The following is a 25,225-nucleotide window of genomic DNA, read 5'->3' as shown; positions in this document are numbered from 1 at the left end:
CGAGGACACGGGGGTGCGGCGCGGGATGACGCGGGAGAGCGGTGGCAGGCAGGACGGTCTCCGGGGGGACGGCGCGCGGTGGATGGACCCGCGCGGACGGGAGGACCGCTTCACCGACCAGGAGGAGTTCTCCCGCCGCACCCTGGCCGCGGCCGGCTTCCCGGTGTACGGCGTCGTGCGCGGCGCCGACCCGGGCGGCGACGCGCTGACCGCGTTCGAGACCTGTGACGGCCGGCTGTCCTGGGTCGAGGTCTGCTCCGGCGACTGGACCTCCGCCGACGGCCCGTACGTCACCGTGCGCACCTACCGTCCCGGGGCCGACCGGCCGGGCGCGCTGCCCGAGCTGGAGGACGTGGTCGAGGACGAGCGCGACCGGGTCTACGAGCAGCTCGGCGTCGACGAGGGCGACTGCCCCGGCCGGGTCCGGGCGCTGCGCGAGTGGATCACCGTGGACGGCGAGCCGTGCGCGGTGGAGGTCCACGAGGACCTGCGCGACCCCTGGGACCGGCCGGACGCCCCGCTGCCCGGCCTCGGCGCCACCCCCGGTGCCGGCCCGGTCTGGGCGGGCCGGTTCCGGGTGGACGGGCTGACCGTCACGGTCTGCGGGCGCGGCGTGGTGCCGGGCAGCCTCGAACTGGCCCCGATCGAGGACGTCGAGCGGCATCTGCGCGGCCGGACGGCGCTGCTGCGCGGCCTCGCCGCCCGCCGGGCCCGGTACGTCCCGGTCGAGGAGCGCGAACTCCCGCCGACGGTCGGGCTGGAGGCGCACCGGGCGGTGATCGAGCACGGCATCGCCGAGTCCGCGGCGATCGAGGCGCAGGTCCGGGCCGGGCGCACGCCGCGGCTGCCGCGCGGGCTGCGCGGCGAGACCGGCGCGCTGCGCTGGGAGGCCGCGGTCCGCCAGCAGATGCGGCTCGGCTCGGAGAGCCGGGAGGAGGCGGTCGCGGCGGTCACCGCGATGGTCAACCACCTCAACCGGCTGTCCCGGCAGACCCAGTGGGTGGTCGGCACGGTGGAGGGGGTGGCCGCGGTCGAGGAGGTCATCCGCTACACGGTCTTCGCCAGCGAGGTGGCGAGCCTGCCCGCGCAGCGTGCCTGGGAGCAGCTCTGGCGGGACCGGGCGGACGGTGCCGGCGCGGCGGGCGACGGCTGGGAGGAGGAGCGGATCGGCGAGCAGCTCTGGCTCGCGGCCTGGGAGCAGTGGCGGGCGGCCCGCGCGGGGCGGTGAGCGCCGCCGACGGACCGCCGCGCCCGGGTGCCGCTCGGCTCCGCGGCTGTCCTCCGACTCCGTTTCCGCGGCTGTTCGATGGCGCTGTTCGGTGGGCGCTGTTCCGTGGCACTGTTCCGCGGTTCTGTTCTGCGGCGCGGCCGTGACCTGCGGTGCACGGGGCAAAGAACGGGTCATGGATTCGAATACGGTCGGCAAATGAACACCCTGACGCGGTGTCCGCTTCACCGGGCGTTCATCACACCGGCGGAGTCTGCAGGCGTCGACGAGCTACCTCGACACCTCGCACGCCACGTACCGGGCTCCGCTCCGGTCGGCGCCCCACCTCTCAGGAGTGACTCACATGTCGCTGTCCCGTCGGGACTTCGTCAACCGTTCCACCCTCGTCGGGGCCGGCGTGCTGATCGCCGGTAGCGCCGAGGCGCTGGCCAGCGCCCCGGGCGCGATCGCCGCCCCGGTCGGCGGCGAGGTGCGGGACGCCGCGACCGCCGACGCCGAGCGTGCCGCGGTCGGCTACGGCGCGCTGGTCAAGGACCCGGAGAACCTGCTCGCGCTGCCCAAGGGCTTCAGCTACAAGGTGGTGAACCGCGCGGGCGTCACCAAGCTGCGCACCGGCGAGTTCACGCCCAGCAACCACGACGGCACCTCCGCCTTCGAGGACGAGCGCGGCGGCAACCTGCTGGTCGTCAACCACGAGCTGAGCGGCGCCCGCTCCGGCTGGGCGTACCCGGTGCCGCTGACCGAGGGCCACGTCTACGACCCGGGCGCGGCCGGCGGCTGCACCATCGTGCACGCCAAGCGCAACGGCACGGTCGAGCAGTGGGTCGGCATCGCCGGCACCTCCACCAACTGCGCCGGTGGCGTGAGCCCGTGGGGCACCTGGCTGTCCGGCGAGGAGACCGAGGACAAGGCCGGCAAGAACGGCTTCACCAAGGACCACGGCTACATCTTCGAGGTCGACCCGTTCGACGACGAGTACAACCTCGACCCCAAGCCCGTGAAGGCCTTCGGCCGCTACGCGCACGAGGCCGTCGTGGTGGACCCGAAGCGCGGCCACGTCTACCTGACCGAGGACGCCTCGAACCCCAACGGGCTGCTGTTCCGCTGGACCCCGCCGGCCGGCTTCAAGCACGGCCGCTACCAGCTGCGCAAGCTGGCCGACGACGCCGGCACGCTGGAGGCCTTCAAGGTCTTCGACGCGCAGGGCAAGTTCATCGACGACCTGTCGCGCGCCACCAAGGTCGGCACCACCTACGGCGTGGACTGGGTCAAGGTCCAGGACCGCGACGCCAGGACCGTCTCCGTCCGCAAGCAGTTCAAGGACGGCGAGGTCACCCGCGCCCGCAAGCTGGAGGGCATGTGGTGGGGTGACGGCGGCTTCTACTTCGTCTCCAGCTTCGCCCGCTCGGAGAGCCCGCTCCAGCACGACGGCCAGGTCTGGTTCTTCAACCCCGTCCGCCGCACCATCACCCTGAAGGTGCTGCTCGGCGTCAACACCGACGTCTGGGGCGACCACGACAACTTCGACGGCCCGGACAACATCACCGTCTCGCCGTACGGCGGCATCGTGATCGCCGAGGACGGCGAGGGCGTCTCGCACCTGTTCGGTGCCACCGAGGACGGGCTGACCTACCCGATCGCCCGCAACGAGCTCAACATCGGCTCCGCCGAGAAGCCGGAGTTCAGCGAGTTCACCGGCGTCACCTTCTCGGACGACGGCAAGACGCTGTTCGCCAACATCCAGACCCCGGGCATCCAGCTGGCCATCACCGGCCCGTGGCACCGCCTGAACGAGCACAAGCGCGGTCAGGGCTACGGCGCCTGATCAGGCTGAGGCCGGGAGGGGCCCGCTCCGGCGGGCCCCTCCCGGCCTTCCCGGTCGTGCTTTCCCGGTCGTGTTTCCCCGGTCCGGCTTTCCCGAGCCCCCGGACGCGGGCGTCACTCCTCCGGCAGGCGCAGCTGGAGCATGGCCAGCAGGCGCTGCTGCGGCTGCGCGAGGTCGACACCGGTGAGCTGCTCGGCCCGGCGCACCCGGTACCGCAGGGTGTTGGGGTGGATGTGCAGGGCGTCCGCCGCGACCCGGACCTCGCCCAGCGCGTCCAGCCAGGCCAGCACCGACTCCGCGAGCCGGGTGCCGTGCCGGCGGTCGTACGCGGTCAGGGCGGTCAGCCGCGGGTCGCGCAGGCCCGAGCGCTCCTGCAGCAGGGCCAGCATCTCGCTGACCAGGACCTCCGCCTGGACGTCGATCAGTGCGGCGACCTCCAGGTCCACCCCGCCCCGGCCCATGGCGTCCAGGATCCGGTCCGCCTGCGCCCGGGAGTCGGGCACCTGGGCCAGGCCGTCCACCGTGGAGCCGATCGCCGCCCGCAGCGGGACGCCCAGGTGGTCCCGGGCCGCCTCCACCACCTCCTGCGCCCAGTCGCGGACCGTCGTCATCGGCAGGCCGGCCGGCAGCTCGGGCAGCAGCACGTAGACCCGGGACTCGATCGGGGCGAGCAGCGCGCTGCGGTGGCGGGCGGCGGTGTGCACCGAGATCAGGCCGGTCACCTCGGCGCGGGTCAGCGCCTCGGTGGTCGGCGCGCTGTACGCCAGCACGGTGGCGGGCCGGCGCAGGTCCAGGCCCAGGTGGGTGGCGAGCGACTGCGGCCCGGTCGAGCCCTCCAGCAGGCCGGTGAGCAGGGTGCGGGTCAGCCGGACGTCCGCCGACAGCTCCCGCCGCCGCCGGACCAGCTGCGCCGCCGCCACCCGGGCCGCGCCGACCAGCGCCTGCTCGGCGAGCGGCGCCAGCGGCTGGGCGCCCTCCTGCACCCAGATCGTCCCGAGCGGCTGGGCGCCGGTCCGGATGCCGATCGCCAGGCGCCGGCGCAGGCCCAGCTCCGGGTGCGGGTCCACCGCGATGGCCGAGTCCGAGGTGCGCAGGTGCTGGAAGATGCCCCACTCGCGCAGCTTGGAGAGGTAGGGCTCGGGGCCCTGCCAGCCGAGGATGGAGAGCCGGCGCAGGTCGTCCACCTCGTCGGAGTCCGAGGAGCGGGAGTAGGCCAGCACCCGGCTGGAGGTGTCCTCGATCGAGACGATGCCGTGGGTGAGCACGGCGACGGTCTGGGCGAGCGAGAAGAGGTCGCCCGCGTTGTGCTCGGGGGCGCCCGCGGCGTCCGCGGTGTCCGGGCCGGCGATGATCGCCCGGGCGAGCGAGTCCAGGTGCTCCCACCGGGTCTCCCGGCGGACCGAGAGCAGCGCCACCCCCGCCTCGGTGGCCGCCTCCCGCAGCGCGTCGGCCTGGCCTGGGCCGTCCAGCTTCACCGCGACCGCGGCGGCGCCCGCCCGGCCGGCCGCGCGCAGCGCGGGGAGCGCGGCCCGGCCCCGGGCGCCGATGGCGAGCACGAGTTCGCCGGGAGCGGCGGTGGGAGGGTCCTCCGGGTCGAGGATCGCGACGTCGCGCACCGCGACGTCCAGGCCCAGCGGGGCGGCCTGGAGCTCGACCAGCGGTTCGCCGAGGGACATCAGCAGCTGACGGAGCGGGAGGCCGGCGGGCTGCGACACCGGAGGCTCCTTCACGCTCGTGCGAACCGGGGCGGATCAGTGCGAGTGGTGCGGACGGACCGTCGAGCATCGTGCGAACGGACCATCGCGTACCGCCGATTTTAGCGGGGCGGACAGGCCTCGGGAGTGGGCGAGCGGCCCGGCCGGCGGCCGGCGGGTCCGGTGGCCCGCCCGGCGGTGGCCGTGACCGCGCCGTGACCCCTTCGTCGGGCCGGACAACGCCGTACGGGGGACTTTAGCCGCCCGGCCAATCAAGTGGAGCCCGGTGCAGGAATAGCGTTCGTCCTGTGGCCGACGTGCGACCCGCGTCGGCATCCCCCGCATGAACCGAAGGAGAGCGTGCGCTCATGGATGCTGTGACCCAGGTCCCCGCGCCGGTGAACGAGCCGGTCCACAGCTACGCCCCCGGCAGCCCCGAACGGGCCCGCCTGGAGGCCAAGCTGAAGGAGCTGGGCGGCCAGGAGCCGGTCCAGCTGACCATGACGATCAACGGTGAGCGCCGCCTCGGCGGCGGCACCGAGATCCACGTCGTCCAGCCGCACAACCACGCGGCGAGGCTCGGAACGCTGCGCAACGCCACCCAGGCCGACGCGCAGGACGCCATCGACGCTGCCCTCGCCGCCGCTCCGGCCTGGCAGGCGCTCTCCTTCGACTCGCGCGCCGCGATCTTCCTCCGGGCCGCCGACCTGCTGGCCGGCCCCTGGCGCGAGACGCTGGCCGCGGCCACCATGCTCGGCCAGTCCAAGACCGCGCAGCAGGCCGAGATCGACACCCCCTGCGAGCTGGTCGACTTCCTGCGCTTCAACGTGCACTTCGCCCGGCAGATCCTGGCCGAGCAGCCGATCTCCTCGGACGGGGTCTGGAACCGCAGCGACCACCGCCCGCTGGAGGGCTTCGTCTACGCGATCACCCCGTTCAACTTCACCGCCATCGCCGGCAACCTGCCGACCGCGCCGGCGCTGATGGGCAACGTGGTGCTCTGGAAGCCCTCCCCGACCCAGCAGTTCTCCGCGCACCTGCTGATGCAGCTGCTGGAGGAGGCCGGGCTGCCCAAGGGCGTCATCAACATGGTGACCGGCGACGGCCTGGACGTCTCCGCCGTCGCGCTGAAGCACCCGGCGCTGGCCGGCATCCACTTCACCGGCTCCACCCCGACCTTCCAGCACCTGTGGCGCACCGTCGGCGAGAACATCTCCGGCTACCGCACCTACCCGCGGATCGTCGGCGAGACCGGCGGCAAGGACTTCCTGGTCGCCCACCCGTCCGCCGACCCGGCCGTGCTGAAGACCGCGATGACCCGCGGCGCCTTCGAGTTCCAGGGCCAGAAGTGCTCGGCGCTCTCCCGCGCCTACGTCCCGGCCTCGCTCTGGGCCGGCCTCAAGGACGCCTTCCGCGACGAGGTCGAGGGCCTCACCATGGGCGACGTCAACGACCTGTCGAACTTCATGTCGGCCGTCATCGACGACCGCGCGTTCGCCAAGAACAAGGCCGCGATCGACCGGGCCCGGGCGGACGACTCCGTCGAGGTGCTGGCCGGCGGCACGTACGACGACTCGGTGGGCTACTTCGTCCGCCCGACCGTGCTGGTCTGCGCGGACCCGGCGAGCGAGTACTTCAAGGACGAGTACTTCGGCCCGATCCTCGCCGTCCACGTCTACGAGGACGAGAAGTACGAGGAGATGCTGGCCCAGATGGAGTCGGTGTCGCCCTACGGCCTGACCGGCTCGATCATCTCCCAGGACCGCGCGGCCGCCCAGGACGCGATGCACAAGCTGCGGTTCGCGGCCGGCAACTTCTACATCAACGACAAGCCGACCGGCGCGGTCGTCGGCCAGCAGCCCTTCGGCGGCGGCCGGGCGTCGGGGACCAACGACAAGGCCGGCGCCAAGCAGAACCTGGCGCGCTGGACCTCGACCCGTTCGGTCAAGGAGACCTTCGTCCCGCCGACCGACTACCGCTACCCGCACATGGGCTGAGTGCCCCGCCGACGCCCGGTCCCGCAGCCGGGCGTCCCCGCGGGGGCGGGCGGCCCCACCCCCTGGCCGCCCGCCCCCGCCACCCCCTTCTGCCACCCTTAGAAGCACCAGCTCCAGGAGTCACGATGCTCCGTTCCGCCCTTCTCGCGGCCTCCCGCTCCCCGCAGGTCCGCACCGTCGTCGAGAAGTTCCCGCCGACCCACGCGATAGTCGAGCGGTTCGTCGCCGGCGAGGCCCTCGACGACGCCGTCACCGCCTGCGACGACCTGGTCGCCACCGGCCGCAAGGTCACCCTGGACCACCTCGGTGAGGACACCAAGGACGCCGCCCAGGCCGCCGGGACCGCCGAGGCGTACGAGCACCTGCTCGCCGCGCTCAAGGACACCGGCCTGGCGGCCGGCGCCGAGGTCTCGGTGAAGCTGTCGGCCGTCGGCCAGTTCCTGCCGGTGGACGGCGAGAAGATCGCGCTGGAGAACGCCCGCCGGATCTGCGAGGCGGCCGCCGACGCGGGCACCACGGTGACCCTCGACATGGAGGACCACACCACCACGGACTCCACCCTCGCCATCGCGCGGGAGCTGCGGGCCGACTTCCCCTGGCTGGGCGTCGTGCTCCAGGCCTACCTGCGCCGCACCGAGGCCGACTGCCGCGAGTTCTCCGGCCCCGGCTCCCGCGTGCGGCTCTGCAAGGGCGCCTACAAGGAGCCCGAGTCGGTCGCCTTCCAGGGCAAGCACGAGGTGGACCTCGCCTACGTCCGCGCGCTGAAGATCCTGATGGCCGGCGAGGGCTACCCGATGATCGCCTCGCACGACCCCAACATGATCAAGATCGCCGGCCAGCTCGCCCGGTGGAACGGCCGCGAGCGCGACTCCTTCGAGTACCAGATGCTGTTCGGCATCCGCCCCGAGGAGCAGCTGCGCCTGGCCGGCGAGGGCAACACCATGCGGGTGTACCTGCCGTACGGCGAGGAGTGGTACGGCTACTTCATGCGCCGCCTCGCCGAGCGCCCGGCCAACCTGACCTTCTTCCTGCGGGCCATGGCGACCCGCGGCTGAGGCCCCTGCTGTACGGACGGCCCGCACCCCTGGTGGAAGGGGGGTGCGGGCCGTCCGTCGTCGGGTGCGGCGGGGCGGCCTAGGATCGGGGGCGGTGAAGTGTGGTCGGTTCGCGTCGAGTTGGGCAGGTGGCTGAGGTGCTGAAGGCCTTCGCGGAGTTGTCGACGCCGTTGGTGGCGGATGCGTGCGTGCGGGTGGGGGTGGGGTTGCGGGTGGCGCCGGCGGGGGTCGGGCCGGTGGTGGCGGGGCGGCGGGTCGCGGGGCGGGTGCTGCCGGTGCGGCACTACGGGAGCGTGGACGTGTTCCTGGAGGCGTTCGGCGCGGCCGAGCCCGGGGACGTGCTGGTGGTCGACAACGGCGGGCGGGTCGACGAGGCCTGCCTCGGGGACCTCGCGGTGCTGGAGGCGAAGGCCGCCGGGGTGGCCGGGGTGGTGGTGTGGGGCCTGCACCGGGACACGCCTGAGCTGGTGGAGATCGGGCTGCCGCTGTTCAGCTACGGCGCGCTGCCGCTGGGCCCGTTGCGGCTCGACGAGCGGGAGCCGGACGCGCTGGTCACCGCCCGGTTCGGGACGCACCTGGTGAGCGCCGGGGACGTGGTGTTCGGGGACGCCGACGGCGTGCTGTTCGTGCCGGCCGCCCGGGTCGAAGAGGTGCTGGAGGTGGCGGGCGGGATCGCGCGGACGGAGCGCGCGCAGGCCGAGCGGATCCGCTCGGGCGACACGCTGCGCCGGCAGACCGCGTTCGACGACTACCTGGTGCGGCGGGCCGCCGATCCGTCGTACAGCTTCCGGCAGCACCTGCGGCGGGTCGGCGGCGCGATCGAGGAGTAGCGGGCGGCGGGCCGGAGTTCAGAGCGCGCGGTGCATGACGTGCAGGCCGACGTACCCGTGGACGGGGTGGCGGAAGCCCTCGGGGAGGGTCCCCAGGATGTCGAAGCCGAGCGACCGGTACAGCCCCACCGCGCGCTCGTTGCTCGCCACCACGGCGTTGAACTGCATGGCGCGGTAGCCCGCCGCACGCGCCCATTCCAGGGTGTACTCGGTGAGCGCGCGCCCGACGCCCCGGCCGGAGTGCGCCGGGTCGACCATGTAGCTGGCGCTCGCGATGTGCGAGCCGTTGCCCTGGTGGTTGCGGTTCATCTTGGCGCTGCCGAGGACGGTGCCGTCCTCGGCGACCGCGACCACGGTGCGGCTCGGGGCGGGCAGGAGCCACCACTCACGGCCCTGCTCGAAGGTCAGGTCGAGCGGGTAGGTGAACGTCTCGCCCGCGGCGGCGATGACGTGGAAGAACGGCCAGATGGACGGCCAGTCCTCGGGGGTGGCTTCCCTGATCAACATCCGGACAGGATGGCACGCCGACCGGACGCCGGCCAGCGTTTTCGGGTGCCCGGGCGGTGGGCCCGGGCACCCGGGGGGTCAGAGCATCGAGGCGGCGGGCTTGACCATGGCGCGGGCCGTCTTGGCGTCCACGTACTCGCCGATCGCGGTCATCACCCACTCGCCGGAGTACTGGCGGACCAGCTTGCACATCACCACGCCGGTGTGCGGCTCGGACTGGGTGAGGTCGAAGCGGACCAGCTCCTGGTCCGAACCGGCGTCCACCAGGCGGCAGTAGGCGTTCTTGACGTCGGTGAACTTCTGGCCGGAGAAGGAGTTGACCACGAAGACCAGGCCGCAGACCTCGGGCGGCAGGCCGTCCAGGTGGACGGTGATCGACTCGTCGTCACCGCCGCCCGCGCCCGTGAGGTTGTCGCCGGAGTGGGCGACGGCGCCGTTGAAGATCCCCAGCTTCATGAACCACGCGGTGTCCAGCTTCTCCCGCTTGGCGTCGAAGGCGATGCAGGAGGCGTCCAGGTCGATGTTGCGGCCGCGGCCGGCGGGCTCCCAGCCGAGTCCCATCCGGACGGAGGAGAGGAAGGGCTTGCCGTTCTTCTCCAGGGAGACCGAGCCGCCCTTGGTGAGGTTCACCCGGCCCTTGTCCAGGGTGATCTTGGTGAGGGTCGGCGGGGCGGCGGGCGCCGCGGGCGGGGCCGGCGGCATCGGGGGAGCGCTCTGCGGCAGCGGCGGGGCGACCGGGGCCGGGGCGGGAACCGGGGCCGGGGCGGTGACCGGCGGGGCGACCGGGGTGGCGGTGGCGGCCACCGGGGCGGGCTCGTCCTCCACGGTGACGCCGAAGTCGGTGGCGATGCCGGCCAGGCCGTTGGCGTAGCCCTGGCCGACCGCCCGGACCTTCCAGGCGCCGCCGCGCTGGTAGACCTCGACCACGATCAGCGCGGTCTCGCGGCCCAGCTGGGGAGCGGTGAAGGTGACCAGGACCTGGCCGGAGTCGGCGTCCCGGACCGTCGCGGTCGGCTCGATGCCGGCGAAGGTGGCGCCGGCCTCGTCGGGGCTCGCCGTGACGACGATCTTGGTGATGCCGGCCGGGACGGCGGCGGTGTCGATGGTGATCGCGTCCGGGGTCCCGCCGGAGGCCGGGCGGTGGGTGACACCGGGGCCGTGCGGGGCGTTGAAGAACACGAAGTCGGCGTCCGAGCGGACCTTTCCGGCCTCGGTCAGCAGCAGGCCGGAGACGTCCAGCGCCTTGGGTGCGGTGACCTCGACGGTCACCCGCGCGGCGGTCAGCGGGGCGTTGCCGCCTTGGGTCAGGACCGTGGACACGAACTCCTCCTCGGATGCGGTGGCACGGCGTGCGGGACCCGAGTCGGGGGCGCCGTGCCGAGTGGTACCCACAGTAACGAACGGGGTTGTCGAGACGAGCCCGATCAAGGTGGTGACCTGTCGGGTTGTCGGACGGTCGGTCAGTTCGGTCCGACGGCGAACGCCCCCAGCGCGGCGACGGCCCGCGGGTGGTGGATGCCGAACGCCGAGGCGCTCCAGCTCTCGGCCGGGGCGGCCTTGCCGGGGCCGGTGGGCACGCTCTCCCCGCGCCCCGGTGCGGCCGGTGCGGGCGCGGCCCCGGGGACGCCGGTGGTGGGCGCGCCGGTGGCGGGCGCCCCGGCCGGGCGGGTGTGCCGGACACCGAAGGTGTAGCGGCCGGGCGGGACGTCGGTGCCGGGCGGGGTGGTGAAGCGGTAGACCAGGGTGCCGCGTTCGTGGTGGGTGGTGACCACGGCGCCGGCCAGGTCGGTCCAGGCGGTGCCGGAGGGGGCGGCGGCGTCCGGTGCCGGACCGCCCGGGGCCGTCGCGTCCGGCGCGAGCCGGAGTTCGGCCTGCAGCGCGGTGAGCGGCTCGGTGACGGTCAGGGTGAGGACGTGCCGGGTGCCGTCGCGGCCGAGCGACTGGACCAGTGCGGCGCCGGTGAGCGCGTGGTCGACCGTGTCGTCGGGGTCGCCCGGGCCCGGGGCGGTACCGCCGGTCGGGTCCTTGGGGACGGTGGTCGGGTCCTGCGCGCCGGGCGGCAGGCCGGTCCAGCCGTCGGTGGGGTCGGTGGGCGGCCGGACGCCGGGCGCGCCGGGCGCGGGCGCGGGCTCGGGGGCGAGCGGCTTGGGCGGCTCGGGCGATCGGGCCGCGAGCGGTTGGCCGGACTCCACGGGCTCGGGCCGCTGGTAGGACGGCCCGTCGGTGGGCGGCGGCGCGGTGGCGGCGGTCGGGCCGTCCTGCTGCGGGGAGGGGCCGAGGGCCTGGGTCGACGGGGTGTCGGAGGCGCTCCGGCCGCCGGTCCGGCCCTCGGCGAGCGGCACGGCCGAGCCCGGGGCGGGCGAGCGGGGTGCCGGGACGCCGGAGACGGGCGGGTGCGAGGCGTGCGACTCGGACGTGGCGGGGCCGGCGGGGCGGACGGAGGGCCGCCCGGACGGCAGCGGCGCGGCCGGCGCCTGCGAGGAGTCGGGCGCGGAGGCGGCGTCGGCCCGGTCGGCGCCGGGGGTGGGCGGCGGGCTCGACCCGACCTGGGCCACTCCGGCGCGGCGTCCGACGCCCTGCTGCTCGTGGAGCAGCCAGGTGGTGGCGATGCTGATGCCGACCACGGTGGACATCGCCATCGCGGCGCCGGAGAACCGCAGGGTGGGCAGCCGGAGCCGGCCCCCGAACGGCTTCGGCCGGCCGTGCCGGCCGTGCCGCTCGCGCGGCAGGTCGCGCTCGTGCCGCGCGTCCGGCCCGGTCTCCTCGCGCAGAGCCACCCGACCCTCCCTCCCCGAAGCCGTCGCTGAGTCGCCGCATTCTCCCATGCGCTGCCGACAGGCCCGAATCGCCGTCATGGGCGGACTGCCGCCGGTTCACCCGGGTTCGTCCGGGGTCGCTCGTGCGGGTCCGCCGGTGGACGCGCAGGAGCCCGCGCCGGCAGGGGGACGAGCGTACCAGCGGCTGCCCGGGCCCTGGCCAGCCCTCGTGCGGGATCGATCAACTCCGTGGACGGCCCTTCCCCGAACGGAAGTTGACGGTCCGTCTGACAAGGCCTGCGCGGCCCGGGCCGTCGGTGCGCGGATTATTGCAACCTCCTTGCAACCCTTGCCGGTCCGGCCTCCGGTGGCGCAAGGTGGGGGAATCCCACGCCGTCCCGGAGAGCCCGTCATGCCGTCCGACCCGTTGTCAGCACCCTCCAGTGCCCCTCTCGCCGCCACCCCCACGGGCGGCGATGAGGCAGGCTCCACCGCCGCTCCGGCGGCGGTGGAGGAGGTGCTGACACTGCGGATCTCGCTGGGCGAGGAAGTCGTCGGCGAGGTGCGGACGCGATTCCGGTTCGATGCCGAGCGTCCGTACGAGGTACTGCTGACGTTCCATCTGGGGCGGCCGGACGAGGCCGATTGGGTGTTCTCGCGTGATCTGCTGCGCGACGGCCTGCGCTCGCTGAGCGGCCAGGGCGACGTCAAGCTGTGGCCGGCCTACTGTCCGTGCCACGGCTCGACGTTGCACCTGGCCCTCGAATCCCCCCACGGCAGTGCCCTGTTGGAGGTCTCCAAGCCCAGGGTTCAGGCGTGGCTGGACCGGACGTACGCGCTGGTCTCCGAGGAGGCCGAGCAGGCCTACGGCCCGACCGACGCCCAGTTGTCCGCGTTGCTGGCCGGCGGCTGAGGCCGGGACGCCGGGGCGACGTCGTCGCCCGGGGTGCGCGGGGCCGGCAGCGGGGGACCGCCCGGCAGCCGGACGGCGCCCGCGGCCAGAGCCGCCCGCAACCGGCGCACGGCCGGCGCGGAGGAGACCGGCAGCAGGTCGTACGGGTCCTCCGGTCCGTCCACGGTGACCAGGACCGAATCGGCGAACCGGTACGGCCGGTGGGCCAGCAGGCCGCCCAGGTACCGCCGCAGCCGGGAGAGTTCGGCGCGGACCGTCACCGTCCGGGCCGGGTCGCCGAAGAGCGCGTCGGCGAGCTGCGCCGCGCTGTGCCCGGAGCGCTCGGTGGCGAGCAGCAGCAGCAGTTCGGCGTGGCGCGGGCTGAGCGCGTGCGACCAGCTGCCGGCGGCGCCGCGCACCGACAGCTCGGGGCGGTCCGGCCGGCGCAGGTCGAGCCGGAGCCGGGCACCCTCGGCCTGTTCGGCGGTCACCGCGGCGGCGCCGTCCGCCGTCCGTTCGTCTCCCAGCGGCCGGACCAGCCAGCCGTCGGCGAGCGGCTCGACGGAGCACTCGCCGATGCCGGGCAGCCAGTGCACCGCGGCCGGGCTCCAGCCCTCGGCGGGCAGCCGCAGCCGGACCGGTGGCGGCAGGCCGGCCGCGCAGGCGATCCAGCCGGCCGCGTCGACCACCAGGGCCGGGCCGTCCACCCGGGCCAGGAGCGGGGCGGCCAGGGTGCGCAGGTGGTGCAGCGACTCCAGGCGGCGGGCGCGCAGTTCGGTCTCGGCGAGCCGGGCGGCGGTGGCGGTCAGCTGCAGCAGGTACGGGCGGACGTTGTCGGCCGGGCCGCTGAGGTTGATCGCGCCGACCAGCCGGCCGGTGCCCGGGTCGTGCACGGGGGCGGCGACGCAGGTCCAGGAGTGGTGGCTGCGCAGGTAGTGCTCGGCGGAGTGGACCTGCATCGGCCGCTGGGCGCGCAGGGCGGAGGCGATGCCGTTGGTGCCGACGCTCTCCTCGATCCAACGGGCGCCGGTGAGGAACCCGATCCGGTCGGCGCTGCGGCGCAGGCTGCGCTCGCCCTCCTGCCAGAGGATGTGGCCCTCGGCGTCGGCGATGGCGAGGATCAGCGGGACGTGGTCGGCCGGGGCGAGCAGGGTGTCACGCAGCACCGGCAGCAGGATGTCGAGGCCGCTGGCGCGGCGGCGGTGCTCGACCTCGGCCGGCCCCAGGTGGACGGTGGCGGCGCCGGCGTCCGGGTCCAGGCCGAGGCGGCGCAGCCGGGCCCAGGAGTCGCCGATCTCCGGGCGGGGCCCGGGCAGCGGGTCGGTGCCTCCCGGGCCGGCCTCCCGGGCCGGTCCGTGGGTGACGGGTTCGGCCAGGGCGCGGTCGTGCAGCCTGGCGAGCTCCGCCGGGCTCGACGGACTTCGGGGCTCTGGCCGTCGGTTCTGCCGTCCGGTCTGCCGCACTCGGTTTGCTCCTCGCCGCCGATCGAGGGCGCGTCGGGGCCGACGCGCTGACGAAAGCGTACGGGGGCCGCCCGGTCCTGGGGACGGGGTCGGCCAACTAGGGCCGGTCACCGGTATCGGAGTGGACATGCCAACAAGTTATGAGTGCCGCGCGGCCGAAAATCGACCACCGGGGCGGTGCGGTCCGGGGGAGTGGAGCAGGGCGCGGGCCCGGACGCGGAGGACTCGGAGGTGGAGGGCGCGGAGGTGGTGCGCGAGGGCGTGCGGGCGGCGGGTCTCCCGAGCAGCCTCGGGGCGCGCTCGGCGCATGGAGGCGCGCAGGGGGCGCATGTCCACATGCTGGGCGGTGGGGCGGCGGGCCGGCCGGGCGGCGAGGAAGGGCAGCGGCAGCGGCACCCGGACGGTCAGGATCGCGGGGTGACCGGCCCGGTGGCGCCCCTCGGGCCCGCGCTCCCGTCCGGGGGTCCGTCCCCGCCGGTGTCGGCCCTGGCGCCGGTACCGTCGCCGCCGCCGAGGAGCTCGCGCAGCAGCCGCTCGTCCTCGCCGGAGAGGTCGGAGACGAAGCGGGCCAGCACGGTGGACCGGTCCGCCTCCCGCCCCAGCTCGGTGTGCATCCGGCGGGCGGCGAGCCCGGCCCGGTCCTGGACGGTCGGGGTGTACGCGTAGGCGCGCCCCGCCCGGGTGCGTTCCACGGTGCCCTTGTCGTGCAGCCGGGCCAGGATCGTGGCGACGGTGGTCCGCGCGAGGCCGCAGCCGAGGGCCGCCTGGACGTCCTGCGGCGTCAGCGGCTCGCGGGCGGCCCAGAGGGCGGCCAGCACCTCGGCCTCCAGCTCCCCGGCGGGCCGGCGGGCCGGCGGTACGTCGGACATGGCGGCGGTTCCTCCCCGATTCGTCTACAGTCATGTAGACCGTCTACGGCACTGTAGACGATCGAGGGCGGCCGCGCCGCCCTCCCGTACGGGAGGTCCGCCGGCCTTGTTCCAGTCGTCCGCCACTCCGGCCGTTCACGCCCTCGCGGTGAACCCGCTGGACGCCTCGTCGCTGCTCGCCGCCTTCGGGGCGCTCGGGATCGCCGTCGTGCTCTTCGCAGAGACCGGGCTGCTCGTCGGGTTCTTCCTGCCCGGCGACTCGCTGCTGTTCACCGCCGGTCTGCTCTGCGCCCCCGGCGGCGCCGACGGCCCGCGGCTGGAGCTCGCCCAGGTCCTGCCGGCCGCCCTGGCCGGTGCGCTGATCGGCGCCCAGGTCGGCTTCCTGATCGGCCGGCGCGGTGGCCGCGCCCTGCTGCGGCGGACCGAGCGGCAGAGCCTGCGGCACGGGGCCGAGCGGGCCGAGGAGCTGCTCGTCAGGTACGGGTACGGCAAGGCGATCGTGCTCGGCCGCTTCATCCCGGTGGTCCGGACGGTGCTCAACCCGCTCTGCGGCGTGCTGGAGGTGCCGGTGCGCACGTTCACCCTCTGGCAGGTGGTGGGCGGCGTGGTCTGGACCGTCGGCGTGGTGCTGGCCGGGTACGCGCTCGGCTCCTCGGTGCCTGATATCGACCGTTACCTCCTCCCCATCATCGGTCTGGTAGTAGTTGTCTCCGTGATCCCGATCGTTCTGGAAATGTTCCGCGCCCGGAGGGCCCGGCGCCGTGGCGGTGACACCCGGTGACGCCCTCCCGTGCGCTGGCCGTCTACGACGGCAGCGGCATCGACGGCGGCCTCTACAGCCGGGTGATCGGGTGGGCGGACGCCGCGCCCGCCTGGCTGGACCAGGTGATCCGGATCTGGTCCGCGCTGGGGCTGGGGCTGTTCGCCGTCGTCATGCTCCGGGCGTGGTGGCGGGCGCGCGACGCCGGTCCGGCGGTGATGGCGCGGGTGCTGGCCTCGCCGCTGATCGTGGTCGTCGCCTTCGTCCTCAACTCCGGGTTCAAGGGCGTGGTCGAGGAGGTGCGTCCGTGCACCCAGCTCGGTGTGCCCGGCACGCTGGAGACCTGTCCCGGCGCCGGTGACTGGTCCTTCCCGAGCAACCACACCGTGATCGCCTTCGCCGCCGCGACCGCGCTCTGGTTCGCGGACCGGCGGCTGGGCGCGTTCGCGGTGGCCGCCGCCGCACTGATGGGTGCCTCCCGGGTCTGGGTCGGCGTCCACTACCCGCACGACGTACTGGTCGGTGCGCTGGTCGGCGTTCTGACGGCGCCCGCGCTCGCGCTGGCCGCCGGCCGGGCCGCACCGCTGGTCGACCGGGCCCGCCTGGGCGCGCTGCGGCCGCTGCTGGGCGCGGGCGACGTCGCGCCGGCGGCCGGCGGCGGGCCGTCACCGGCGACCCAGCGGCGCCGGGTTCCGTGACCTGCCCGGTCCTTGTGCGGCCGGGGTGGCGGGGAGAGCATGCGAGCCGGGCGCGGGCCTTTCGGACGGGCACCCGCCTGCGGGCGACCGTGGTGCGCTGACCCGGCCTCCCGCCGGCGGGCCCGGCCGGGGCGGGCGCGGCCCGGACCGCCTGAGCAGTGTTGGCTGTACAACTTTTCGGTCGGTTCACCTGCGCGCCGCCGTTCGGACTTCCCTCGGACACCTCGCGGCATCAGCCTGGCCGCATGAGAGTCATCGTCGTAGGAGCAGGCGTGCTCGGCAGCATGCACGCCTGGCAGGCCGTCGAGCGCGGCCACGAGGTCGTCCACCTGGAGCGCGAGTCCGAGGCGCGCGGCGCCTCGGTGCGCAACTTCGGGCTGGTCTGGGTCAGTGGCCGGTCGGGCGGTGAGGAACTGGACACCGCGCTGCGGGCCCGCGAACTGTGGGAGGAGATCGGCGCGAGGGTGCCCGAGCTCGGCTTCCGGGCCAACGGCTCGCTCACCGCGATCCGCACCGAGGCCGAACTCGCCGTCGCCGAACAGGCGCTGACCCGGACGGACGCCGCCGCGCGCGGCTACCGGCTGCTCGACGCGGCCGAGACCAGAGCCGCCAACCCGGCCCTGCGCGGCAAGCTGCTCGGCGCGCTGCGGTGCGACCGGGACGCCGCCGTCGAGCCGCGCACCGCCCAGCCCGCGCTGCGCGCCGCACTGCGGGCCGGCGGTCGGTACACCTTCCTCCCCGGGCGGGAGGTCCGCGAGGTGATCGGTGAGAACGCCGTCCGCGACGACCACGGCGACGTCCACACCGGTGACCTGGTGATCCTCTGCACCGGCGCCTGGCTGGGCGGGCTGGTGCGCGAGCTGGCGCCCGAGCTGCCCGTCCGCAGGGTGCGGCTGCAGATGATGCAGACCGACCCGCTCGGCGAGGAGCTCACCACCTCGGTCGCCGACGGCGACAGCTTCCGCTACTACCCCGCCTTCGCCGGTGACGCGCTGGAGCGGCTGAAGGCCGCGCAGCCGCAGCCGCCGGTCGCCGCCGAGCACAAGATGCAGCTGCTGATGGTCCAGCGCAAGGACGGCGGCCTCACCATCGGCGACACCCACGAGTACGACCACCCGTTCGGCTTCGACGTCGTCGAGGACCCGTACGACCACCTGGTCGGCGTGGCCGAGGAACTGCTCGGCCGGCCGCTGCCCCGGGTGCGCCGCCGCTGGGCCGGGGTGTACGCGCAGTGCGTGGACACCACCCGGGTGGTCCACCGGGAGCGGGTCCGGGACGCCGTCTGGCTGGTCACCGGTCCCGGTGGCCGCGGCATGACCTGCTCGCCGGCCATCGCCGAGACCACCGCCGAACTCGCCAACCTGTAAGGAAAGTGAACATGTCCGCTGACATCCGCCTGATCGTCCTCGACATGGCCGGCACCACCGTCGCCGACGACGGCCTGGTCGAGCAGGCCTTCCGGGCCGCCGCCGGTTCGCTCGGCGTCGAGGCCGGCAGCCCCGAGCACGCCCGCATGCTGGAGCACGTCCGGCTCACCATGGGCGAGTCCAAGATCTCCGTCTTCCGCCACCTGTTCGGCGCGGAGGAGAAGGCGCAGGCCGCCAACACCGCCTTCGAGGCCGCCTACCACGACCTCGTCGACGCGGGGCACTGCGCCGCGCTGCCGGGCGCGGCCGAGGCCATCGCCGAACTCCGGGGCCAGGGCCGCAAGGTGGTCCTCACCACCGGCTTCTCCCGGGCCACCCAGGACCGGATCCTGCGGGCACTCGGCTGGGAGTCGATCGCCGACCTCACCCTCTGCCCGGCCGAGGCCGGCCGCGGCCGCCCGTACCCGGACCTGGCGCTCACCGCCCTGCTGCGGACCTCCACCGACTCCGTCCGCCAGATGGCCGTCGCCGGGGACACCGGCTACGACATGCTGACCGGCACCCGGGCCGGCGCCTCGGTGGTGGCCGGTGTGCTGACCGGGGCCCACGACGAGGCCCGGCTGCGGGCCGACGGCGCGACGCACGTCCTGAAGTCGATCGCCGACCTGCCGGGCGTCCTCGCGGGCTGAGCGTGCGACGGCCGGGCGGGGTGCGCCGACCCGCCCGGCCGGCTTCTCCCCGGGGTGATCCCGCGGTGGGCCCGGGCTCAGTGGGCGGCGAGCAGGCCGGGCAGTTCGCGCATGTCGTGGAAGACGACGGTGCCGGGGCCCGCGAGCCGCTCGGCGGGGGTCAGGCCGCCGGCGTAGCCGAAGGCGCGCATGCCGGCGGCGCGGGCGGCCTCGACACCGGGGCGGCTGTCCTCGACCACCGCGCAGGCGGCCGGGTCGATGCCCGACCGCCGGGCGGCGTGCAGGAAGAGGTCCGGCGCGGGCTTGCCGCGGTCGACCTCGGTGGCACTGAAGATCCGGCCCGCGAAGTGCGCGTAGAGGCCGGTGCGGCCCAGCGTGTGACGCATCTTCTCGTGCGAGCCGCTGGAGGCGACGCAGGTCGGCAGGGTGAGGGCGGCCAGCGCCTCGGGGAGCCCGTCGACCGGGGCCAGCCCGGCGTCCACCTGCTCGCGGTGGAGCTGCTCGAAACGACTGCTCCAGAGCGCCGCGGTGGCCTCCCCGAGCCGGGCGGCGACCTGCTCGCCGATCGAGGCGTGGGAGCGCCCGATGAACCGCTCGACCACCTCCGCCTCGGTGAGCGGCCAGCCCAGCTCCGCGCCCAGGGCGACCTGGACGCGGGCCGCGATGCGCTCGCTGTCGACCAGCACGCCGTCGCAGTCGAAAATCACCAGTTCTATCGGCTTGATCATCCCCGCAGGATAGGGGGCGCCTTCGCCCGCCGGGCGGGTCAGTGCAGGGTGCCCGCGTAGCGCTGGGTGAAGCGGGTGCCGGTGGGTGCGGTGACGGCGCCGACGAAGCGGCGGACGAAGCCGTCGGGGCCGTGGACGGTGAAGTCGTACCGGCCGTCGGTGGTGGCGGCGTCCCAGGTGCGGGTACGGGTGGCGCCGGGGGCGACGGTGGAGGGCGGGCCGGCGAAGGCGTACACGATGTCGGGGTGGACGGTGTCGGGGAGGGGGGACAACTCGCCGTCGATCGCAGGCCGTTGACGAGCGGTGGAGTCGCATCCGGCGCGCCCGGCACACGCGTCGCGGCTACGGCGAAGAGCCACGGCGCCCGCCCCGCCGCCGTGCGCGCGGGGCGGGCGCCGTGGCTCAGTGGGTGCCCTTCAGGTTGAGCACCACCACGCCGACGATGATCAGGGCCAGGCCGAGCCACTGGAGCCGGCCCAGCGACTCGCCGAAGGCGATCACGCCGATGCCCGCCACGGCGGCCGTACCGGCGCCGGACCAGACGGCGTAGGCGACCGAGACCGGTATGTGCTTCAGGGCCCTGCCGAGCAGGGCGAAGGAGAGCACGTAGCCGACGGCGACGCCGAGGCTCGGCCAGAGGCGGGTGAAGCCCTCGGTGAGCTTGAGGGCGCTGGTGGCGCAGACCTCACTGACGATGGCGAGGGCGAGCAGGAGATAGGGCATGGCCGGTCACACCGCGGGTGCGGCGCCGAGCTTCCCCAGCAGCGCGAGGTCGGCGTTCACCAGGCTGTCCAGCAGGGTGACGCGCGATCCCCGGGGGATGGGCGTGGCGGTCGAGGGGACGGCGAGCACCGCGCAGCCCGCGGCGGCGGCCGAGGCGACACCGGTCGGGGTGTCCTCGACGGCCACGCAGTCGGCCGGGTCGAGGCCCAGCCGCTCGGCGGCGGCGAGGTAGGGGTCGGGCGCGGGCTTGGTGCGCGGGGTGTCCTCGGCGGCCAGCGTCACGGCGAACCAGTCGCGGCCGATGGTGGACAGCACGAGGTCGACCACCCGGCGCGGGGAGGCCGACACCAGCGCGGTGGGCACCCGGGCGTCCCGGAGCTCGGCGAGCAGGGCGAGCGCCCCCGGCCGCGGGACGGTCTGGGCGGCGACCTTGCCGGCGAAGGACTCGCCGAGGCGGTCGGCGAGTTCGGCCTCGCTGAGGCTCGTGCCGCTGACCCGGTGCAGGTGGGCGGCGGTGTGCTCGATGGCCTGGCCGAGCACCTCGGGCGCGTCCTGGTCGGTGAGCGGGCGGCGCAGCTCGTCGGCGAGTTCGGCGGCGGCCTGCCACCAGAGGTGCTCGGTGTCGACGAGGGTGCCGTCCATGTCGAACAGGACGGCGGCGGGCGCGGCGGATCCGGGCTTCGCCGGGTCGGCCTTCGTGGGGTCGGGCCGGGCCGGGGCCGGCTGTGCGGAATCGGGCTGTGCGGAATCGGGCTGAGCGGTATCAGGCATGGCGGTACCTTCGGTGGTTCGTCGGACGAGCGGACAGGTCAGACCGTACGACGGTCGACCAGGACCGGGCGCTCCGGCAGCGACAGCGCGGCGCGCGTGCCGACCGGCAGGAGGGCGGCGGCGTCGGTCGGCAGGTCGGCCTTGACCTCGGTGCCGTCGTCGAGCCGGACGGTGAGGCGGGTGACGGCGCCCAGGAAGGACGCGGAGACCACCAGCGCCGGGCCGTTCAGGGCCGGGACCAGCGACACGTTCTCCGGCCGGACCAGCACGTCGAGCGAGCCGTCCGCCGGCGCGGCCCCGTCCACCGCGTGGCGGCGGCCGAGCACCTCGACGCCGTCGGCGGTGCGGGTGCAGGGGATGCGGCTCATGGTGCCGACGAACTCGGCGACGAAGGCGGTGGCCGGGCGGGCGTACAGCTCGGACGGCGTGGCGCACTGCTCCAGCCGGCCCGCGCGCAGCACCGCGACCCGGTCGGCCATCGAGAGCGCCTCCTCCTGGTCGTGGGTGACGAACAGGGTGGTGATCCCCAGCTCCTGCTGGAGGCGGCGGATCTCCTCGCGCAGCGAGAGGCGGACCTTGGCGTCCAGGGCGGAGAGCGGCTCGTCGAGCAGCAGCACGCGCGGCCGCAGGGCGAGCGCGCGGGCGAGCGCGATGCGCTGCTGCTGGCCGCCGGACATCTGGTGCGGGTAGCGGTCGGCGTGCTGCGGCAGACCGACCAGCTCCAGCAGCTCCTGGGCGCGCCTGCGGCGTTCGGCCTTGCCGGTGCCGCGCATCCGCATGCCGAAGGCCACGTTGTCGGCGGCGGTCAGGTGCGGGAACAGGCTGTAGGACTGGAACACCATGCCCGCGTCGCGCCGGTGCGCGGGGATGCGGGTGATGTCCTCGCCGTCCACCAGCACCTGGCCGGAGTCGTGCTGCTCGAAGCCGGCCAGGATGCGCAGCGCGGTCGTCTTGCCGCAGCCGGACGGGCCGAGCAGGGCGAGGAGCTCGCCGGGCCGGACGGTCAGGTCGAGGCCGTCCAGCGCGGTGGTGGCACCGAACGAGCGGCGCAGGCCGAGGAATTCGACGGTCGCGCCGCCGGGTGCGAGGTGGGTGCCGGCGACGGGGGCGGTAACCGTGGTCATGATGGGGATCGCTCCGGGGGCTTCAGGAAGTGGTGGTCTTGTGGCGGCGCTCGCGGCCGACGGTGGCCAGCAGGAGCAGCAGCAGCCAGGTGATCAGCAGGCTCAGGATGGAGACCGCGACCGACATGTGGGCCTGGCTGTTGCCGACCGAGTAGATCCACACCGGGAAGGGCTGGTAGCCGAGGATCGAGGCGGCGGTGAACTCGCCGAGGACCAGGGCCAGGGTGAGGAAGGAGGCGTTCAGCAGCGCGCCGCGCAGGTTGGGCAGCACCACGGTGAACACCGCGCGCGGCCAGCTCGCGCCGCAGTTGCGGGCGGCCTCGACCAGGGTGCGCAGGTCCACCGCGCGCAGACCGGCGTCCAGCGCCCGGTAGGCGAGCGGGAGCGACATCAGCACGTAGGCGATGACCAGCACCAGCGGGAAGTCCGGGTCCTGGATGAACACGAAGGTCTGGAAGAACGGCGTGTCCATCAGGTAGTCCGGGCCCCAGCGCAGCACGCCGATCAGGCCGGCGGTCAGCGCGACCGGCGGGACGACCAGCGGCAGGGTGCAGAGCACGTCGATCACCGGGCGCAGCCTCGGCGAGCCGAGCCGCACCGCGATCAGCGCCGGTACCAGCAGGAGCAGCAGCACCAGGACGGTGACCACGGCCAGGCCCAGGGTGAGCCAGAGGCTGTCCAGGAAGCCGGGGGCGCTGAGCAGTCCGGTGTACGCCTCGAAGGAGTAGCCCTTCGGGTCGTCGATCGAGAAGTAGCCGGCGGCGGCCAGCGGGACGACGAAGTAGACGCCCGCGAGCAGCAGGACGGCGCCGCGCCACCAGCGCACCTTGCGGCGCGGCGAGGAGGGGCGGGCGGAGGTCAGCTGAGCCATCGGGCACTCCGGCGCTGGAGGGGGAGGTACACGGCCATCACCAGGACGGCCACCACGATCATGTTGAGGCTGAGGGCGAGCGCGAGGTTGCCCTGGCCGACCAGCACGTTGCCGGAGAGCGCGTCCGCGATCGAGCGGCTGACCAGCGGCACGGTCGCGCCGACCATGGCCGCGGCGGTGGCGTACGCGGCGAAGGCGCTGCCGAACAGCAGCACGAAGCCGCCCAGCAGGGAGGGCAGCAGGATCGGCAGCGCGACGTGCAGCCAGTACTGGACGGTGGTGGCCCGGTTGTTGTGGGCCGCCTCGCGCCACTGCACCCGCAGGCCGTCCAGGGCCGGGGTGATGGTGAGCACCATCAGCGGGATGAGGAAGTACAGGTAGACGATGGTCAGGCCGGTGAAGGAGTAGAGCGACCAGCCGTGGTCCGTCAGGTGGAGCAGTTTGGTGACCTCGCCCGCGTTGCCGAGGGTGGCGACGAACGCGAAGGCGAGCGGCAGGCCGCCGAAGTTGGCGAGCACGCCGGAGGCGGTCAGCACCGCCTGGCGCAGCCAGGTCTGCCGGGAGGTCACCACGGCCTGCGCGATCGGCAGGCCGATCAGGGTGGCGAGCAGCGCGGTCAGCGCGGACAGCTTGAGGCTGCTGAGCATCGCCGTCCAGTACGCGCCCTGGACGGAGTCCCTGATGTTGTCGAGGGTGAACTGGCCGCCCCCGCCCTCCGCGTCGCTGGAGGTGGTGAACGCGCCGATCACGATGGCGACGGCGGGGAGGCCGAAGCCGATCAGGAAGAAGAGGAAGAGCGGCACCGTGGCGAGCCAGGATCCGCCGCGCGGGCGCCGGCGGGTGGGCCGGTCGGGGGTGGGGGTGGGAGCGGTGGCGGACGCCCCCGCGCCGCCACCGTGAACGGTGGCGGCGGGGGTGGTCGGCACCGGGGTGGGAGCCGTGGTCATGAGTGGGATCAGCCCGTTTCGGGTTGCTGCGGCCGGGTGTCAGCCTGCGATGGCCTTGGTCCAGTTCTCGGTGACGACCTTCTTGGCGGCCGTGATCTGGTCCTGGGTCGGGAAAGTGGTGAACGGCTTCTCGACGGCGGGCAGCTTGGCGGCGGCCGCGGTGTCGAGGGTGCCGTCCTTCTTCAGGGCCTCGAAGGTGGAGGGGGTGGCGTAGCCGCCGAGGAAGAGGTTCTGGCCCTCGGCGCTGAACAGGTACTCCTGCCACAGGCGGGCGGCCGCCGGGTGCGGGGCCCACTTGTTGACGGCCTGGTTGTAGAACTGGGCGTAGCTGCCGTCGGAGGGGACGGAGACCTTCCAGTCGACGCCCTTCTCCTTGAACTCGTCGGTGTAGCCGGCGTTCAGGTACGACCAGTCGATCGAGATCGGGGTCTCGCCCTTCTCGATGGTGGCCGGGGTGGACTCGACGGGGTTGAAGTTGCCCGTGGCCTTCAGCTTGCCGAAGAAGTCGATGCCGGGCTGGATGTTGTCCAGCGAACCGCCGTTAGCGAGCGCGGCCGCGTAGACGCCGCCGAACGCGGAGCCGGACTTGGTCGGGTTGCCGTTCAAGGCGACCTGGCCCTTGTACTCGGGCTTGAGCAGGTCCGCGAAGGTCTTCGGGCAGTTCGGGATCTTCTTGGCGTCGCAGCCGATGGAGACGTAGCCGCCGTAGTCGTTGACGGCGGCGCCGTTCGCGTCCTTCATGGTGTCCGGCACCTTGTCGAAGGTGGCCACCTTGTAGGGGGCGAGCAGGCCGTCCTTGACCGCCTGGAGCGCGAACGCGCTGCCGAGGTCGACGACGTCGGGGGCGCGGTCCTGGCCCTTGCGGGAGGTGATCGCGTTGATCTCGTCCTGGCTGGAGCCGTCCGGGTTCTCGTCCTCGATCTCGATGCCGTACTTGGCCTTGAACGAGTCCATGATCTTGCCGTAGTTGGCCCAGTCCCTGGGCAGCGTGATGACGTGCAGCTTGCCCTCCTTCTTGGCGGCGGCGACGAGGCCGTCCAGACCGCCGAAGTCGGCGAGCGAGGTGGCGTCCTTGGCGTCCTTCGCGCCGGCCTTGGCGGCGTCACCGGACTTCGGGGCGGTCGAACCGGCGGAGCCGCAGGCGGTGAGGGAGAGCGCGGCGGCGGTCAGTACGGCCGCGAAGGCGGCGGCGCGGGCACGGTGCACGGTCACGGGTCAGTCTCCTGATCAGGGGCGTACTGCGAGGGGTGCGTTTCGCGGGGGTGCGTCTCGCTGAGAGGTGCTTCTTCACAAGGGCGGGCCAGGCGATCAGTCGTTCGGAACCGTCCGAGTTGACTAGCCAACTTCGCCTGACGGAGGTAAGTACGCCGGAGTCCGGTGACGGGAAGGTGAACGGATGGCCCAGAACCGGGGGCGGCTACGGGAACGGTC

24 protein-coding genes are annotated in these 25,225 nt (G+C 74.2%); 10 read left to right on the top strand and 14 right to left on the bottom strand.

All coding sequences use genetic code 11. The features are described from left to right. The first annotated feature begins 82 nt into the window (after window positions 1-82). On the top strand, window positions 83-1,228 hold the full coding sequence (locus ACZ34W_RS07100; protein WP_465602328.1) for a hypothetical protein: 1,146 nt from the start codon (window positions 83-85) through the stop codon (window positions 1,226-1,228). A 343-nt stretch (window positions 1,229-1,571) separates the two neighbouring features. Next, window positions 1,572-3,053, top strand: a complete 1,482-nt coding sequence (locus ACZ34W_RS07095; RefSeq protein ID WP_329490038.1) for an alkaline phosphatase PhoX — start codon at window positions 1,572-1,574, stop codon at window positions 3,051-3,053. 113 nt (window positions 3,054-3,166) lie between these two features. On the opposite strand, the gene ACZ34W_RS07090 is transcribed toward ACZ34W_RS07095, so the two are convergent. Next, window positions 3,167-4,768, bottom strand: a complete 1,602-nt coding sequence (locus ACZ34W_RS07090; RefSeq protein WP_380386645.1) for a PucR family transcriptional regulator — start codon at window positions 4,766-4,768, stop codon at window positions 3,167-3,169. 347 nt (window positions 4,769-5,115) lie between these two features. Between ACZ34W_RS07090 and pruA the strand changes: the two genes are divergently transcribed. The 3 genes from pruA to ACZ34W_RS07075 all read left to right on the top strand — a co-directional run bounded on the left by pruA (window position 5,116) and on the right by ACZ34W_RS07075 (window position 8,629). Further along, window positions 5,116-6,744 (top strand): L-glutamate gamma-semialdehyde dehydrogenase, encoded by a 1,629-nt coding sequence (gene pruA / locus ACZ34W_RS07085; protein ID WP_359804415.1) that lies wholly within the window; start codon window positions 5,116-5,118, stop codon window positions 6,742-6,744. 125 nt (window positions 6,745-6,869) lie between these two features. Then, complete coding sequence (locus tag ACZ34W_RS07080; RefSeq protein ID WP_329490041.1) at window positions 6,870-7,799, top strand: proline dehydrogenase family protein; 930 nt, start codon at window positions 6,870-6,872, stop codon at window positions 7,797-7,799. A gap of 137 nt (window positions 7,800-7,936) precedes the next feature. Further along, window positions 7,937-8,629, top strand: a complete 693-nt coding sequence (locus ACZ34W_RS07075) for an RraA family protein (protein ID WP_465602488.1) — start codon at window positions 7,937-7,939, stop codon at window positions 8,627-8,629. Between the two features lie 18 nt (window positions 8,630-8,647). Here the strand turns inward: ACZ34W_RS07075 and ACZ34W_RS07070 are convergent, their stop codons facing one another. The 3 genes from ACZ34W_RS07070 to ACZ34W_RS07060 form a co-directional block, all read right to left on the bottom strand. Then, window positions 8,648-9,136, bottom strand: coding sequence for a GNAT family N-acetyltransferase (locus tag ACZ34W_RS07070; protein WP_465602325.1), 489 nt, complete (start codon window positions 9,134-9,136; stop codon window positions 8,648-8,650). 78 nt (window positions 9,137-9,214) lie between these two features. Continuing rightward, entirely contained in the window at window positions 9,215-10,444 is a 1,230-nt protein-coding gene (locus ACZ34W_RS07065; protein WP_465602486.1) for a TerD family protein, read from the bottom strand. Between the two features lie 152 nt (window positions 10,445-10,596). After that, a complete protein-coding gene (locus ACZ34W_RS07060) occupies window positions 10,597-11,913 on the bottom strand; it encodes a hypothetical protein (protein ID WP_465602323.1) in 1,317 nt (438 codons plus the stop codon). A 391-nt stretch (window positions 11,914-12,304) separates the two neighbouring features. Here ACZ34W_RS07060 and ACZ34W_RS07055 point away from each other — a divergent pair, with 391 nt between their 5' ends. Beyond that, window positions 12,305-12,805 (top strand): SsgA family sporulation/cell division regulator, encoded by a 501-nt coding sequence (locus ACZ34W_RS07055; RefSeq protein ID WP_329490044.1) that lies wholly within the window; start codon window positions 12,305-12,307, stop codon window positions 12,803-12,805. On the opposite strand, the gene ACZ34W_RS07050 is transcribed toward ACZ34W_RS07055, so the two are convergent. Next, window positions 12,757-14,247, bottom strand: coding sequence for a GAF domain-containing protein (locus tag ACZ34W_RS07050; protein ID WP_465602321.1), 1,491 nt, complete (start codon window positions 14,245-14,247; stop codon window positions 12,757-12,759). The two genes, ACZ34W_RS07055 and ACZ34W_RS07050, sit on opposite strands and share 49 nt — an antisense overlap. Before the next feature lie 404 nt (window positions 14,248-14,651). After that, window positions 14,652-15,116 carry a BlaI/MecI/CopY family transcriptional regulator gene (locus tag ACZ34W_RS07045; protein ID WP_465602319.1) on the bottom strand — a complete coding sequence of 155 codons (465 nt, stop codon included), beginning with the start codon at window positions 15,114-15,116 and terminating at the stop codon, window positions 14,652-14,654. Window positions 15,117-15,222: 106 nt separating this feature from the next. Between ACZ34W_RS07045 and ACZ34W_RS07040 the strand changes: the two genes are divergently transcribed. From ACZ34W_RS07040 to ACZ34W_RS07025, 4 genes are all read left to right on the top strand, one after another. Then, a complete protein-coding gene (locus tag ACZ34W_RS07040) occupies window positions 15,223-15,897 on the top strand; it encodes a DedA family protein (protein WP_465602317.1) in 675 nt (224 codons plus the stop codon). Then, window positions 15,894-16,574 carry a phosphatase PAP2 family protein gene (locus tag ACZ34W_RS07035; RefSeq protein ID WP_465602315.1) on the top strand — a complete coding sequence of 227 codons (681 nt, stop codon included), beginning with the start codon at window positions 15,894-15,896 and terminating at the stop codon, window positions 16,572-16,574. Before ACZ34W_RS07040 ends, ACZ34W_RS07035 begins: the two co-directional genes overlap by 4 nt. A gap of 245 nt (window positions 16,575-16,819) precedes the next feature. Next, on the top strand, window positions 16,820-17,941 hold the full coding sequence (locus ACZ34W_RS07030; protein WP_465602313.1) for a TIGR03364 family FAD-dependent oxidoreductase: 1,122 nt from the start codon (window positions 16,820-16,822) through the stop codon (window positions 17,939-17,941). 11 nt (window positions 17,942-17,952) lie between these two features. Beyond that, complete coding sequence (locus tag ACZ34W_RS07025; protein ID WP_465602311.1) at window positions 17,953-18,630, top strand: phosphonatase-like hydrolase; 678 nt, start codon at window positions 17,953-17,955, stop codon at window positions 18,628-18,630. Window positions 18,631-18,707: 77 nt separating this feature from the next. Here ACZ34W_RS07025 and ACZ34W_RS07020 read toward each other — a convergent pair whose 3' ends face one another. From ACZ34W_RS07020 to ACZ34W_RS06985, 8 genes are all read right to left on the bottom strand, one after another. After that, window positions 18,708-19,358, bottom strand: a complete 651-nt coding sequence (locus ACZ34W_RS07020) for an HAD family hydrolase (protein WP_465602309.1) — start codon at window positions 19,356-19,358, stop codon at window positions 18,708-18,710. Between the two features lie 38 nt (window positions 19,359-19,396). Then, window positions 19,397-19,630, bottom strand: coding sequence for a phospholipase domain-containing protein (locus ACZ34W_RS07015; protein ID WP_329490052.1), 234 nt, complete (start codon window positions 19,628-19,630; stop codon window positions 19,397-19,399). A 130-nt stretch (window positions 19,631-19,760) separates the two neighbouring features. Next, window positions 19,761-20,081: a DMT family transporter gene (locus tag ACZ34W_RS07010; RefSeq protein ID WP_329490053.1), complete on the bottom strand. Its 321-nt coding sequence runs from the start codon at window positions 20,079-20,081 to the stop codon at window positions 19,761-19,763. A 6-nt stretch (window positions 20,082-20,087) separates the two neighbouring features. Next, window positions 20,088-20,852 (bottom strand): HAD family hydrolase, encoded by a 765-nt coding sequence (locus ACZ34W_RS07005; protein ID WP_465602307.1) that lies wholly within the window; start codon window positions 20,850-20,852, stop codon window positions 20,088-20,090. A 38-nt stretch (window positions 20,853-20,890) separates the two neighbouring features. Next, the gene (locus tag ACZ34W_RS07000; RefSeq protein ID WP_465602305.1) at window positions 20,891-21,976 is read right to left on the bottom strand and encodes an ABC transporter ATP-binding protein; all 1,086 of its coding nucleotides are present in this window, start codon (window positions 21,974-21,976) and stop codon (window positions 20,891-20,893) included. A 22-nt stretch (window positions 21,977-21,998) separates the two neighbouring features. Then, window positions 21,999-22,847, bottom strand: coding sequence for an ABC transporter permease (locus ACZ34W_RS06995; RefSeq protein ID WP_329490056.1), 849 nt, complete (start codon window positions 22,845-22,847; stop codon window positions 21,999-22,001). Continuing rightward, window positions 22,835-23,794, bottom strand: a complete 960-nt coding sequence (locus ACZ34W_RS06990; RefSeq protein ID WP_465602302.1) for an ABC transporter permease — start codon at window positions 23,792-23,794, stop codon at window positions 22,835-22,837. Before ACZ34W_RS06990 ends, ACZ34W_RS06995 begins: the two co-directional genes overlap by 13 nt. Window positions 23,795-23,833: 39 nt before the next feature. Beyond that, complete coding sequence (locus ACZ34W_RS06985) at window positions 23,834-25,006, bottom strand: ABC transporter substrate-binding protein (protein WP_329490059.1); 1,173 nt, start codon at window positions 25,004-25,006, stop codon at window positions 23,834-23,836. Between the last annotated feature and the right edge of the window lie 219 nt (window positions 25,007-25,225).

Source organism: Kitasatospora sp. NPDC022856 (genome assembly GCF_055561235.1).
The sequence above is the reverse complement of the archived record's forward strand: the minus strand, read 5'-3'. Positions and strand labels throughout refer to the sequence as shown.